At 63.1% G+C, this 14,592-nt stretch carries 10 protein-coding genes; 6 read left to right on the plus strand and 4 right to left on the minus strand.

Annotated elements, in window-relative coordinates; all coding sequences use genetic code 11:
- Positions 1-68: 68 nt before the first annotated feature.
- Complete coding sequence (locus NKI37_RS29210; RefSeq protein ID WP_023667477.1) at positions 69-2,525, minus strand: penicillin-binding protein 1A; 2,457 nt, start codon at positions 2,523-2,525, stop codon at positions 69-71.
- Positions 2,526-2,738: 213 nt separating this feature from the next.
- Complete coding sequence (locus tag NKI37_RS29215) at positions 2,739-3,998, minus strand: N-acetylmuramoyl-L-alanine amidase (RefSeq protein WP_352790631.1); 1,260 nt, start codon at positions 3,996-3,998, stop codon at positions 2,739-2,741.
- 647 nt (positions 3,999-4,645) lie between these two features.
- Between NKI37_RS29215 and NKI37_RS29220 the strand changes: the two genes are divergently transcribed.
- Positions 4,646-7,564, plus strand: coding sequence for a ribonuclease E/G (locus NKI37_RS29220; protein ID WP_023715788.1), 2,919 nt, complete (start codon positions 4,646-4,648; stop codon positions 7,562-7,564).
- A gap of 93 nt (positions 7,565-7,657) precedes the next feature.
- Here NKI37_RS29220 and NKI37_RS29225 read toward each other — a convergent pair whose 3' ends face one another.
- A complete protein-coding gene (locus tag NKI37_RS29225; protein WP_023715789.1) occupies positions 7,658-8,587 on the minus strand; it encodes a glutaminase in 930 nt (309 codons plus the stop codon).
- Between the two features lie 11 nt (positions 8,588-8,598).
- Positions 8,599-9,747 (minus strand): pyridoxal phosphate-dependent aminotransferase, encoded by a 1,149-nt coding sequence (locus NKI37_RS29230; protein ID WP_023715790.1) that lies wholly within the window; start codon positions 9,745-9,747, stop codon positions 8,599-8,601.
- Between the two features lie 152 nt (positions 9,748-9,899).
- Here NKI37_RS29230 and NKI37_RS29235 point away from each other — a divergent pair, with 152 nt between their 5' ends.
- From NKI37_RS29235 to accC, 5 genes are all read left to right on the plus strand, one after another.
- Entirely contained in the window at positions 9,900-11,312 is a 1,413-nt protein-coding gene (locus NKI37_RS29235) for a M48 family metalloprotease (RefSeq protein ID WP_352790628.1), read from the plus strand.
- Positions 11,313-11,366: 54 nt separating this feature from the next.
- Complete coding sequence (locus NKI37_RS29240; protein WP_023748766.1) at positions 11,367-12,170, plus strand: DsbA family protein; 804 nt, start codon at positions 11,367-11,369, stop codon at positions 12,168-12,170.
- Between the two features lie 150 nt (positions 12,171-12,320).
- Positions 12,321-12,755, plus strand: coding sequence for a type II 3-dehydroquinate dehydratase (gene aroQ, locus NKI37_RS29245; RefSeq protein ID WP_023667485.1), 435 nt, complete (start codon positions 12,321-12,323; stop codon positions 12,753-12,755).
- A gap of 26 nt (positions 12,756-12,781) precedes the next feature.
- The gene (accB, locus tag NKI37_RS29250) at positions 12,782-13,237 is read left to right on the plus strand and encodes an acetyl-CoA carboxylase biotin carboxyl carrier protein (RefSeq protein WP_023667486.1); all 456 of its coding nucleotides are present in this window, start codon (positions 12,782-12,784) and stop codon (positions 13,235-13,237) included.
- Between the two features lie 10 nt (positions 13,238-13,247).
- Positions 13,248-14,591, plus strand: a complete 1,344-nt coding sequence (gene accC / locus NKI37_RS29255; RefSeq protein ID WP_023681497.1) for an acetyl-CoA carboxylase biotin carboxylase subunit — start codon at positions 13,248-13,250, stop codon at positions 14,589-14,591.
- Position 14,592 lies beyond the last annotated feature (1 nt).

The raw sequence follows: 14,592 nt of genomic DNA on the forward strand, positions 1-14,592 counted from the left end.
ATTGCTGCCTGTAAAGCGAAATGGGCCGGCTCAACAAGCCAGCCCACTCGACGTAAAAAATCAGGTCGTCAGTAGAGTCCGCCGCCGGGTGCCTGGATGGCTTCCGTAGCCTGCGGCGATAGCGGTCCGCCGGCGCCGTTGGACCCGTCGGCGCCCATGCCGATCACCCAATAGCTGTCGGCTGGGCCGGTGCCGGGCTTGAAGGCTTCGATGATGGTGCCGGGATCGCCCGACGCGGCACGCATGCCGGTCTTGCGGTTGATCGCGACCAGGTTCATGCCTTCCGGCACCTTGAAGTCGACATTGGGCGTGCCGTCCAGCGCAACGCGCATGAAGTCCTTGAAGATAGGCGCCGCCAGACCACCGCCGGTGGCGCCATGGCCGAGACCGCGTGGCGTGTCGTAACCCATGTAGAGGCCGACGACGAGGTTCGGCGTATAGCCGATGAACCAGGCGTCTTTCTCGTCATTGGTCGTTCCGGTCTTGCCGGCGATGTGGCGGCCAAGCTCGGCGATGGTGGCGCCGGTGCCGCGCTGGACGACGCCTTCCATCATCGAGGTGATCTGGTAGGCGGTCATCGGATCGAGCACCTGCTCGGAATTGTCGACCAGTTCCGGTTCGGGCTGGTTGTTCCATTCGGGCGCATTGCAACCTTCGCAGCCGCGCTCGTCCTGCTTGAACACGGTCTTGCCGTAGCGGTCCTGGATGCGGTCGATGAGCGAGGGTTTGATCGACTTGCCGCCATTGGCCATGATCGAATAGGCCGACACCATGCGCATCACCGTCGTCTCGCCGGAACCCAGCGCCATCGGCAGATACGGCGCCAGATGGTCGTAGACGCCGAACCTCTCGGCATATTCCACCACCAGCTTCATGCCCATGTCGTTGGCGAGCCGCACCGTCATCAAATTCCGCGACTTTTCGATGCCGGAACGCAAGGTCGCGGGACCGGCCACCGTGCCGTCATAGTTCTTCGGCGTCCAGGTCGTGGTGCCGCTCTGGATGGTGATCGGTCCGTCCATGATCACCGAGGCCGGCGTATAGCCATTGTCGAGCGCGGCCGAATAGACGATCGGCTTGAAGGACGATCCCGGCTGGCGCATCGCCTGCGTGGCGCGGTTGAACTCCGACTGCGCATAGGAGAAGCCGCCGACCATGGCCAGCACGCGGCCGGTATGTGGATCCATGGCGATCAGGCCGCCCTCCACTTCCGGCACCTGGCGCAACGTGTAGGCGCCTTCCGACCCTTCGTTCTTCTGCACGAAGATGACGTCGCCGGGCTGCAGTACATCGGCCGGAGACTTGGCCTTGACCGTCTTGCCATCGACCACATGGCGCATGGCAAAGCTCATGTCTTCCTTGCTGACGGCGCCTTCGACGCGTTCCTTGACGATGTCGCCTGATATCTGCCGCGTCGGCTGCAGGCCGATGGAAAGGCCGGTCGCCGAGCTGTCGAGCACGACGGCAAGCGACCATTCCGGCACGTCTTCCAGCCCCTTGACGTTGCCCAGCGCCACGCCCCAGTCGCCGGAAGCATCGATATGCGTCACCGGTCCGCGATAGCCGCGCAGCGTGTCGTATTTGAGCAAGCCGTTCTGCATCGACTTGCGGGCGATGAGCTGGATCTTCGGATCGAGCGTCGTGCGCACCGAAAGGCCGCCCTCATAGAGCGCGTTCTCGCCATAGCGCGAGATGATCTGGCGGCGCACTTCCTCGGTGAAATATTCACCCGCAAACAGATAGGAGCCATTGCGGCGCGGCGTCACGCCAAGCGGCTCGGCCTTGGCCTTGTCGCCTTCCTCGCGCGTCACGTAGCCGTTCTCGACCATCTGGTCGATGACCCAGTTGCGGCGCTCGATGGCGCGGTCGGCATGCTTGAAGGGATGGTAGTTGTTGGGCCCCTTCGGCAGCGACGCCAGATAAGCGGCTTCCGCGACGGTGAGTTCGTTGACCGACTTGTCGAAATAGGTCAGTGCCGCGCCCGCAACGCCATAGGCGCCGAAACCGAAGAAGATTTCGTTGAGATAGAGCTCAAGGATGCGGTCCTTCGAATAAGCCTGCTCGATGCGGAAGGCCAGGATCATCTCCTTGATCTTGCGCTCGTAGGTCTGGTCCGAGGACAAGAGGAAGTTCTTCGCCACCTGCTGGGTGATGGTCGAGGCGCCGACCTGGCGCCTGCCCGAACCCAGATTCTGCAGGTTGACGTAGATGGCGCGGCCAAGCCCGGTGATGTCGATGCCGGGATGGTTGTAGAAATTCTTGTCCTCGGCCGACAGGAACGCCGCCTTGACCCGGTCCGGAACCGCCTGGATCGGTAGATAGAGCCGCCGTTCGCGCGCATATTCGGCCATCAGCGAGCCGTCGGAAGCATGGATGCGGGTCGTCACTGGCGGCTCGTACTTGGCCAGAACCTCGTAGTCGGGCAGGTCTTTCGATAGATGGCTGATGTATATCGCCACGCCCGCGGCGACGATAAGCGCCAGCGTCGTGCCGATACCAAAGAAATAGCCGATAAGACGAATCATGCCCGCTCCAGTCCGAGGTCCGGGAATTTCCTAGACGAAGCCGCCTTTCGCGCAAGCCTTCGCAACTGTCCCGATCCGTGATGGAAAACCCATGTCGCCACCATGTGGGCAAAATACGGCAGTGCCCGGTTTAGGCATCCCCCACCTGAAATAAAAGCGCCTGGTGTTGTCGTCGTGCAACGCTGCCTCCGGTCGTGGGCGGCGGCGACCATCTCAGCCTCCGGTTCCCGTTCCCATCTTGGCGGAGGCAAACAGGGCGACGGCGTTGGTGATGCTCTCCGCCGCCTTGCCGCGCCAGTCGGCGTCGAGCAGTTGCGCTTCATCCTTGGCGTTGGAGAGATAGCCGAGTTCCACCAGCACCGACGGCACATCGGGCGCTTTCAGCACTTTGAAACCGGCCGAACGCTGCGGATTGTTGATCAGGCCGACGCTGGTGGACAACTGGCCGACCAGAGTGTGGGCAAAGCTCATCGAGAAATTATGCGTCTCGCGGCGGATCAGGTCGATCAGTATGTCGGTGACTTCCTTGTTGTCGTCCTTGATCACCATGCCGGCGAACTGGTCGGAGAGGTTTTCACGGTCGGCAAGCGCCTGCGCTTGCGGATCGGACGCCTTGTCGGAGACGGTATAGACGGTGGCGCCTCTGATACCCTTGACGCTGATCGTGTCGGCATGGATCGAGATCAAAAGGTCAGCCTCGTGCTGCCGGGCGATGCGCACGCGGTCATCGAGCCGCAGGAACTCGTCGGTGTCGCGCGTCATGAACACGTCGTAGTTGCCGACGGTGGCGAGCTTGTCGCGCAATTCAGTGGCAAAGGCCAAGGTCACGTTCTTCTCGATGGTGCCGTTGAGGCCTTCGGCGCCACCGTCGATGCCGCCATGGCCGGGATCGATGACGATGGTGAAGCGATGCCCGGGATTGGAGATCGGCCCTGTGCCGACCCTGGAGCCCTTGTCGGTGGAGACGGTCGAGCCAGTGGTCAGCGCCTGGTTGGCAAGGGCTTCGTCGAACTCGCGGTCGGAGGCTGCCGACATGTCGATGGCGATGCGATAGCCTGCGCCGTCCTCGTTCTTGAGCACCTCGAGCTTGTCGACCGAGAACGGCCCCTTGCCGGTCAGGATCAGCCGCGATCCCTCGCCCTGATCGCCATAACGCACCGCTTTGACCAGGCCGCGGGCCTTGGCGTCCTTCGCGCCAATGGCGAATCGGGTGCGCGGCAGGTCCACGACCAGCCGGTTGGGGCCGCGCAGCAGGAACCATTTGATGTCGGGCTCGCGGTCGAAATCGATGACGATGCGCATCTTGGTTGCGTCGCCGGCCATCTTGTAGGCGGTGGCGCCGAGTGGCGCATCGGCGGCGCGTGAGACCGGCGCAAAAGCAAGGCAAAGCGCCAGCAGCAACAGCACACCGGCAGCGCGCAGGAAACGGCCTGCACAGCCATGGCCCTTGTCTGTGATGCCCGCCAGTCCCATTTCTTTGCAGTCGCTCCCGGTTTGGCGCTTGCGCCCGCGTGGTTGGTCGAAATGCCGGTCAGGCCGCAGACTCGATTAACGATTGGTATCCAGAGAAGGTTAACCAAGCCTTTTCATTGAGGATTAAGGCCTGTGCTTCCGTTACGGCACTGCTTTTTGCCGGCATCCGAAATCGGGGTTGCCTTCCACCCCGTCAAATCATAAAAGCGATGGTGGATCACTGCAATCCTGGAACCGCTTCTCCCGCAGCTTCCTGCTACAGGTCAGATGAAAGGCGGCTCCTTTCGCTCCAGCGAAAAGGCTTCAGGTGATCGCGACGAATTTCGCAGGTGTGCGCCCGTGGCGGGGGAATCGCCTGCGTGAGGAAAACGGCCGGGGTTGTTCCCGTGCCGGCTCTGTATGAGCAAACAAGCTGGTCCGGTTCGTCCGGGCTTTGGTTCAAAAGGTTCTGCTGGTGACGATGGCTTCAAGCGCAATCATGGAAAGGTCCGCATCAAACCGCGCCATTGTGGCTGCGGGCGGCACCGCCATGGCGCTCAAGCGGCGTCCGGCGGACATTCAGACATCCGGCACCCACATCCCAGACACGCAGCAGCGGGCTTTGCCTCGCAAGCTGCGGCTGACGGCTGCCGGGAGGAAACGAAATAATGCCCAACAAAATGCTGATAGACGCCTCCCACCCGGAGGAAACACGCGTTGTCGTTATCCGCGGTAACCGTATTGAAGAATTCGACTTTGAATCTCAGGACAAGAAGCAGCTCAAAGGAAACATCTATCTCGCCCGCGTAACGCGCGTCGAACCTTCCCTTCAGGCAGCCTTTGTCGAATATGGCGGCAACCGTCACGGTTTCCTCGCCTTCAGTGAAATTCACCCCGACTATTACCAGATCCCGGTCGCCGATCGTCAGGCTTTGCTGCGCGCTGAAGCGCAGGAAGCCGAGGACGAGGAGAACGAGGACAATGACGGCGACGACCGCCAGAGCCGCGATCGCGGCCGGCGCGGCCGCCGGCGCGGCGGCAAGGGTCGTGAGCGAGGCGAACACAAGCGCGACGCCGGCGCCGATGATGAAAACGGCGAACATGGCGATGCCGGCAGCGATGCCGTCTCCGAAGCGCCTGCTTCCGAGCATGCCGCGGCCAATACCGCCGGGCATGACGATCATGCCGGGCATGGCGACAGCGAAGCCTCCGACGCCGAGACATCCGCGACCGAACCGTCGGAAGGCGGCCCGACATCGATCGCGGCAAGCGTCGAAGCGGATGTGATCTCCGAAGCTGTCCCTGCGGCGGAGCCGGGTGACGAAAGGTCGTCCAGCGAGGCAAGTGGCGAAGCCACCTCCGAGGACAATGACCGCGGCATGCTGGAAGAGGTGCAGTCCTCGCATCCGGACGACCACGAGATCGAATCCGTAGGCGCCGAGGATGCGCTGGAAGAGGTGCGCAGCCGCCGCAAGCCGGTGCGCCGCCAGTACAAGATTCAGGAAGTCATCAAGCGCCGGCAGATTCTGCTGGTGCAGGTGGTCAAGGAAGAGCGCGGCAACAAGGGCGCGGCGCTCACCACCTATCTGTCGCTTGCCGGCCGCTATTCCGTGCTGATGCCCAACACCGCACGCGGCGGCGGCATTTCGCGCAAGATCACCAGTGCGGTCGACCGCAAGCGCCTCAAGGAGGTCGTTGCCGATCTCGAAGTGCCGCAGGGCATGGGCGTCATCCTGCGCACCGCCGGCGAAAGCCGCACCAAGGCGGAAATCAAGCGCGACTACGAATATCTGATGCGGCTTTGGGAAAACGTCCGCAATCTGACGCTGCAATCCACCGCCCCTGCCCTCGTCTATGAGGAAGGCAGCCTGATCAAGCGCTCGGTGCGCGACCTCTACAACAAGGATATTGACGAGATTCTTGTCTCCGGCGAGGAAGGCTACCGCGAGGCCAAGGATTTCATGCGCATGCTGATGCCGAGCCACGCCAAGGTGGTTCAGCCGTTCCGCGACACGACGCCGATCTTCGTGCGCAACGGCATCGAGGCGCAGCTCGACCGCATGCTGCAGCCCCAGGTGACGCTGAAGAGCGGCGGCTATATCATCATCAACCAGACCGAGGCGCTGGTCGCCATCGACGTCAATTCGGGCCGCTCCACCAAGGAGCACTCGATCGAGGACACCGCTCTCCACACCAACCTTGAAGCGGCGGAAGAAGTCGCCAGGCAATTGAGGCTGCGCGATCTCGCCGGCCTGATCGTCATCGACTTCATCGACATGGAGGAGAACCGCAACAACCGCTCCGTCGAGAAGCGGCTGAAGGATCACCTCAAGAACGACCGAGCCCGCATCCAGGTCGGCCGCATCTCGCATTTCGGTCTGATGGAGATGTCGCGCCAGCGCATCCGCGCCAGCGTGCTGGAATCAACCATGAAGCCGTGCCCTCATTGCGGCGGCACTGGCCATGTGCGCTCCGATTCGTCGGTGGCGCTGATGGTGGTGCGGGCGATCGAGGAATTCCTGCTCAAGGATTCGCGCAGCCACATCACGGTGCGAACCCCGGCGGCGACCGCTCTCTATGTGCTCAACCACAAGCGCGGCACGCTGGTGGAACTCGAAAGCCGCTTTGGCCTGACCATCACCGTCGAGGCCGATGATACGGTGGGTGTGCAGCACTACGCGATCTTCCGCGGCGCCATTGCCGAAAAGCCGGAAGGCTTTGTCGAAGCGCGAACCTTCCCGGCCTATGTCGAGCCGGAAGAGCCCGAGGACGAGATCGTCATCGAGGAGGAAGACGACGAGGTTGTGGTACAGGCCGAGCAGCCGCGCCAGGCGCAGCCGCAGTCGCAGCAGCAGCAGCCGAGATCGGCTGAGGACGGCGAAGGCCGCGATCGCAAGCGTCGCAAGCGCCGCAGGCGGCGCGGCGGCAAGGATCGCGAACGCGAACATGGCGATCGCGAGCATGGCGCCGAAGGTGCTTCGGTTTCGGCGGCAAGCGACGACTTTGCCGCTGAACCAGGCGGTGACGATGCAACACAGCAAGACGAAGCCCAGGTTGGCGCCGTCGAAACGGTGGAAGCATCAGATGACGCCCAGGGCAAGAAGCGCCGTCGCGGCAAGCGCGGCGGCAAGCGCAATCGTCGCGAAGACGGCACGGAGACCGAAGCCGGCGAAACCGCCTCGGTGGCCGAGGCCGCTGAAGTCGGAACGGCCGCAAGCGAGCCCGTAGCAGCCGTAGCGGTTGAAGAAGCAGCGGCTCCCGCCGCGGCGAACGACGACGCTCCAGCCGAAAAGCCGAAGAAGAAGCGCGCTTCAAGGGCAAAGAAGGCTGTGGTGGAAGTCGCCGATGAGACGGCGGCCGAGGCTGCACCGGAAGCTGCCGTCGAAGCAGCCGCCCCCGCTGCGGCCGATGCCGCCACGGAAACGACCGTCGACGACGAGCCCGCCAAGGCTCGCCCGTCACGGCGCAAAGCCGTGGCCGCGGATACCTCCGCGGTGCCGGTGGTTTCCTCCAGCGTTGCCGACGAGGCAAAGGCCGAGGAAAAGCCGAAGCGCGCCGGCTGGTGGCAGCGGAAGGGCTTTTTCTAAGCTATTCAGCCGATTAAGATAGGTTCCTGACAAAAATCCCGCGCCGTTCAAACCACGGCGCGGGATTTTTTCATGCGCGAATGGCGGAAAGCATCAGGGGGCGAAAATCGACCAGTTCATCATCCTGGCCAGTTTTTCCAAGGCGATCGACCCCAGCTTGGAATTGCCGTTGGCGTTCAAGCCCGGCGACCATACGGCGAGTGAAGCCACACCCGGCACGATCCCCAATATGCCGCCGCCGACGCCGCTTTTGCCGGGAATGCCGACACGGAAGGCGAAATCGCCGGAACCGTCATAGTGGCCGCAGGTCAGCATCATGGCGCCGATGCGCCGCGCCCGCTCGGCAGACACCACGGAGTGCCCGGTTGCCGGGTTTCTGCCGCCATTGGCGAGGAAGCGGCCGGCCAGCGCCAATTGCCGGCAGCTCATGGCGATGGCGCAATGGTGGAAGTACACGCCCAGCGCCAGCTCCGGTGCATGGTGGAGATTGCCGAAGGATTTCATGTAGTTGGCAAGCGCGAAGTTGCGATAGCCGGTGGCGCGTTCGGAAGCCGCGACCTCGCGGTCGATGATGATCGCTTCGTCATCGGCAAGGAACTGGATGAAGCGCAGGATTTCGCCGATCGCCTCGCGCGGCTGGTGGCCGGCAAGCAGTATGTCGGAGACGACGATGGCGCCGGCATTGATGAACGGATTGCGCGGAATGCCGTTCTCATGCTCGAGCTGCACGATCGAGTTGAACGGATTGCCCGACGGCTCGCGTCCGACACGCTGCCACAGCGCGTCGCCGACATTGCCGAGCGCCAACGTGAGCGTAAACACCTTGGAGATGGACTGGATCGAAAACGCCTGGTCGGCGTCGCCGGCGACCAGCACGCGGCCGTCATTGGTCACGGCGGCAATGCCGAATTTCTTCGGATCGACCTTGCCGAGCTGCGGAATGTAGGTGGCGACCTCGCCGCGATCGGAGCGCTCGGCCATCTCGGCGGCGATGTCGGCCAGCGTTTGTTCAAGATCCGGCATGCTCGTCCCCGCTATTTCAGCCAGCGCTCGATGCGCGCCATCGCATCGACCATGTCGTCATGGCTGCCGGCATAGGAAAAGCGCATCGTGCGGTGTCCTGCCAGCGGATCGAAATCGCGACCGGGCGTCGCCGCCACATGCGCTTCGGCCAGCATTTTGCGCGCAAAGGCCATGCTGTCATTGGTATGCCGGGTGACATCGCAGAAAGCGTAGAAGGCACCGTCCATCGGCGCCGCCAAGGGAAATCCGAGTTCCGGAAGGCGCCGCATCAACAGCTCGCGGTTCCAGGCATAGCGCGCCTTCACTGCTTCCAGCTCTTCCGCCGCCTTGAAGGCTTCGATCGCCGCGATCTGCGACAGTTCCGGCGGCGAGATGTAGAGGCTCTGGGCGATGCGTTCGATCGGCCTCACCAGAGCTTCCGGCAGCACCATCCAGCCGATGCGCCATCCGGTCATGCAATAATATTTCGAGAAGGAATTGATCACCGTCACGCCTGAGCCATGGGCCAGCGCCGTGGTGTCGGGCGCGGCATAGGCCAGCCGATGATAGATTTCGTCCGAAATCACCGCGATGCCGAGTTCTTCGGCTGTCCTCACCAGTGCCGACAACTCGTCGACGGGAATGACCGCACCTGTCGGATTGGCCGGGCTGGCGAACAACACACCCTTCAGCGGTTTTTCCCGGTGCGCCGATTTCAAATGTTCGGCATGAAGATAGGCGTCGCTGCCGAGCTCGATCTCGACGATCTGGATACCGAGCGCGGCCATGATGTTGCGGTAGGCCGGATAGCCGGGTGCTGCGATGGCGACGCGGTCGCCGGGATCGAACATCGCCAGGAATGCCAGATTGAAGGCGGCCGACGATCCCGTGGTCACGGCGATCCGGTTCGGCGCGACATCGATCCCGTAATGGTCGCCATAATGCGTGGCGATCGCCTTGCGCAGATCCGCCAGACCGAGTGTGTCGGTATAGCCGATGCGTCCGATCCTCAGCGCATTTGCGGCTGCTTCCCTCACGCCCACGGGCGCCGGATCGGATGGCTGGCCGACGGCCATGGAGACGACAGGCACGCCCGTCGCCTTCAGCCGGTTGGCTTCGGCCAGAATGTCCATGGCGTGAAACGGCTCGACTTCACCGCGGCGCGACAGCGAAACTACCATTTGACCTCAATCTTTCCGTCCGGCCCGCCGCTCAAAGCCATCAACCGGCGGCAGCGCCGCACAAATGCCCGATTGATGTGAGGATCACAAGTTCGCCTAGTTTCGGTGCCGTGACTTTTCATCGTTCGCGCGCTCGTTTACCAGTGGACCTCATGCTGAGCCGACCCAAATCAACGATGTCCAAATCTTCCATCGGGAAGACAGCGCGCGGCTTCGCGACGCTTTTGCTTGCCGCCGCCGTCGCTGTCACCGGCTCGGTGACGGCCTTCGCCCAGGCGGTGCCGGTCGTGCGCGATGCCGAGATCGAGGCGCTGGTGCGCGACTATGCGCGGCCGATCTTCAAGGCGGCCGGTCTTGCCAATGACGGTGTCGATATCGTTCTGGTCAACGATCAGAGCTTCAACGCCTTCGTCACCGGGCGCCGGCTGTTCATCAACACCGGCGCGCTGATGCAGGCCGAAACGCCCAATGAGATCATCGGCGTCATCGCCCACGAGGCCGGCCACATCGCCGGCGGCCATCAGCAGAAATTGCGCGACCAGCTCGAGCGCGCCAAGACCATGGCCATCATCGCCACGCTGCTTGGCGCCGGCGCCATCGTTGCCGGCGCCACCACCAACAGCCGCGGCCTTGCCGGCGCCGGCATGGGTGTCGCCGCGGGCGGCGGCGAGATGGCGCAGCGCAGCATTCTTGCCTACCAGCGCACCGAAGAGTCGACCGCCGACCGCTCTGCCATCACCTATCTCAATGCCACCGGCCAGTCCGGCATGGGCATGCTGAAGACCTTCGCCCGCTTCCAGAGCGCGCTGTCGCTTTCCGGCACGCAGGTCGATCCCTACCGCATCAGCCACCCGATGCCGCAGGAGCGCATCGCCAATCTCGAAGTGCTGGTCAAGCAGAGCCCCAATGTCGACAAGGTCGATCCGCCGGCACTGCAGCAGCGGCACGACATGATGCGCATCAAGATCGCCGCCTATATGGGCGGCCAGGCCGCGGCCACGCGGCTGATCCGCAAGGCCCCGGGCAGCCTCGCCTCGCGCTATGGCGAAGCGCAGATGGCCTATCTCTACGGCAATCTGGGTGCGGCGCTGACCAAGGCCAATGCACTGATCAAGGAACAGCCGAAGAACCCCTACTTCCAGGAAATGCGCGGCGACGTACTGATGAAGGCCAACAAGCCCAAGGACGCCGCGGACGCCTATGCCAAGGCGGTCAGCCTCGATCCGGTGAGGTCGGGCCTGTTGCCCGTTTCTCTCGGCCAGGCGCTGATGGCCATCGGCACGCCCGATTCGCTGAAGAAGGCGGTGGTGCAGATCAACAACGGCCTCGGGCGCGACAAGGAAAACACGGTCGGATACCGCTATCTCGCCCAGGCCTATGGCGAGCTTGGCAACATTCCGGCGGCGGAACTCGCCACCGCCGAGGGCCATTTCTATTCCGGCGATTACACGAATGCGAAAATTTTCGCCATGCGCGCGCAAAAGGACTTGAAGCGTGGCGAACCCGGCTGGATTCGGGCGCAGGACATCATAAACTACAACCCTTCAGGCAAACTCAAGAAATGAACCGGTCGCCGGCGGCGACTAGGATAGACCGGAACCGGTAAAGAGGATCAGACGATGAACAAGGCAATATTGCTCGGCACGACGGGAGTGGCGGCTGCTCTTGCCATGCTGGCTTTCGGGTTCGTCGCCGGCAGTCCGCAGGTGGCCAAGGCCGGCACGGCGCAGGCCGTGCAGACCGCCTCGGCCGACACCAAGATCGATCGCACCGAGGTCGAGGGCATTATCCGCGACTATCTCCTGAAGAACCCCGAAGTGCTGCTCGAAGTGCAGGAGGCGCTCGAGGCCAAGCAGAAGGAAGAGCAGCGCATCGCCAGCCTCGGAGTCATCGAGAAGGCCAAGTCCGAGATTTTCAACTCGACCTTCGACGGTGTCGTCGGCAACCCGAAGGGCAAGGTCACCATCGTCGAATTCTACGATTACAATTGCGGCTTCTGCAAACGCGCCATCGACGACATGCAGGCTCTGACAAAGGCCGATCCGGAGCTGCGCTTCGTGCTCAAGGAATTCCCGATCCTCGGGCCGGATTCGCAAAAGGCCAGCGTCGTCTCGATGGCTTTCCACCTGATGCATCCGGAGAAATACGGCGAGTTCCACAACGCCCTGCTCGGCGGCCAGGGCCGCGCCACCGAGGCGGCGGCCATCAAGGTTGCGCTGTCGCTAGGCGCCGATGAGGCGAAATTGCGCGAGAAGATGAAGGATCCGACCATCACCGAGGCTTTCTCCAAGACCTTCGACCTCGCCAACAAGCTGGCCATCACCGGAACGCCTTCCTACGTGGTCGGCAATGAGGTGGTGTTCGGGGCGCTCGGCCAGGAAGTGCTGGCTGAAAAGATCGAGGCGGCGAAAGCCGCGCTCTGATCTTGCACGCGAGCCTATTTCTCACGGGCACATTTCCGCCTGTTGTGGACAGTGAAAGATCGCACTTGTGCTCTTTCCGCGGGCGGCTATGCCCATTATAGAAGGCCCTGCGCGCCGGCTTGAGGCCGGCGTCGAAAAAGGTCGGCATTTTTGAAAACGATTTTCGTCCTGAACGGCCCCAACCTGAACGCGCTCGGCAAGCGCGAGCCGGGCATCTATGGCGGCAAGACGCTTGCCGCGATCGCCGACGACTGCAAGCAGGCGGGCGCCGCGCTTGGCCTCGAGATTGATTTTCGCCAGTCGAACCATGAGGGCGACCTCGTCGACTGGATCCAGGAAGCCGGCGACAAGGCAGCCGGCATCGTCATCAATCCGGGTGCCTACAGCCACACCTCGATTGCCATTCACGACGCCATCCGCGCTGTCGCGCCGCTGCCCGTCGCCGAAGTTCACCTCTCCAACATCCACGCGCGGGAACCATTCCGCCACGTCTCCATGGTCGCGCCGGTCGCTGTCGGCATGATCTGCGGGTTCGGGCCGCTTGGCTACTCGCTGGCGCTGCAGGCGCTGGCGGCACGCCTATGACCGGCCCACAAACAGAAGGCTCGAAAATGTCGATAAAGAAGACCGGTGTTGACCAGCAACTGATCCGCGATCTCGCGGGCATACTGAACGACACCAATCTCACCGAGATCGAAGTCGAGCTCGGCGACCTGAAGGTGCGCGTATCGCGCCAGGCGCCGGCCGTCCACGCCATCGCCGCACCGCAGGCCGGTTATGCTCCGGCAGCGCAGCAGCCCGCGGCTGCCGCACCAGCAGTGGCCGATCCGTCCAAGAACGCGGTCCCCTCGCCGATGGTCGGCACCGCTTATCTCGCGCCCTCGCCCGACGCCAAGGCCTTCATCGAAGTCGGCCAGAAGGTCAAGGAAGGCCAGACGCTGCTGATCATCGAAGCGATGAAGACGATGAACCAGATCCCTTCGCCGCGCGCCGGCACGGTGACGGCGATCCTGTTCGAGGACGGCCAGCCGGTCGAGTACGGCATGCCGCTCGTCGTGATCGAGTAGAGCGGGCCGGATGTTCCAGAAGATCCTCATCGCCAACCGCGGCGAAATCGCGCTTCGGGTGCTGCGCGCCTGCAAGGAACTCGGCATCCAGACCGTGGTCGTGCATTCGACCGCCGACGCTGACGCCATGCATGTCAGGCTCGCCGACGAAAGCGTGTGCATCGGTCCGCCGCCGTCGCGCGACAGCTATCTCAACATCCACCAGATCGTCGCAGCCTGCGAGATCACAGGCGCCGATGCCGTGCATCCGGGCTATGGCTTCCTGTCGGAAAACGCCAAGTTCGCCGACATTCTCGCCGCCCACAACATCACCTTCATCGGCCCGTCGGGCGACCACATCCGCATCATGGGCGACAAGATCGAGGCCAAGCGCACCGCAAAGCGGCTCGGCATTCCGGTTGTGCCGGGCTCCGACGGCGCCGTCACCGATCAAAAGGAAGCCAGGCGCATTGCCGCCGAGATCGGCTATCCCGTGATCATCAAGGCATCGGCAGGCGGTGGCGGGCGCGGTATGAAGGTCGCCCTTACCGAGGCCGATCTCGAGATCGCCTTGCAGACAGCGAGCACGGAAGCGGGAGCCGCCTTCGGCGACGATGCCGTCTACATCGAGAAATACTTGGAAAAGCCGCGCCACATCGAGGTGCAGGTATTCGGCGACGGCGCCGGCCGCGGCGTGCATTTCGGCGAGCGCGACTGTTCGCTGCAACGCCGCCACCAGAAAGTCTGGGAAGAGGCGCCCTCGCCGGCCCTTAACGCCGAGGAGCGCGCCCGCATCGGCAATATCTGTGCCAAGGCCATCGCCGACCTCGGCTACTCCGGCGCAGGCACCATCGAATTCCTGTACGAGAATGGCGAGTTCTACTTCATCGAGATGAACACGCGGCTGCAGGTCGAGCATCCGGTGACGGAGGCGATCACCGGCATCGATCTCGTCCACGAACAGATCCGCGTTGCCTCCGGCGGCGGGCTTTCGGTGCGCCAGGAGGACATCAAGTTCAACGGCCACGCCATAGAATGCCGCATCAATGCCGAGGACCCGCGCACCTTCACGCCTTCGCCCGGCACGATTACACATTTCCACACGCCTGGCGGTCTCGGCATCCGCGTCGATTCCGGTGTCTATTCCGGCTACAAGATCCCGCCCTATTATGACAGCCTGATCGGCAAGCTGATCGTGCACGGCCGCAACCGCGTCGAATGCATGATGCGGCTGCGCCGGGCGCTCGACGAATTCGTCGTTGACGGCATCAAAACGACGCTGCCGCTGTTTCGGGACCTGGTCGGCAATGCCGATATCGCCAATGGCGACTACGACATCCACTGGCTGGAAAAGTATCTGGCCAAAGAGGAATAGC

It is taken from the genome of Mesorhizobium sp. M0626 (assembly GCF_040320665.1).
Taxonomy (GTDB): Bacteria; Pseudomonadota; Alphaproteobacteria; order Rhizobiales; family Rhizobiaceae; genus Mesorhizobium.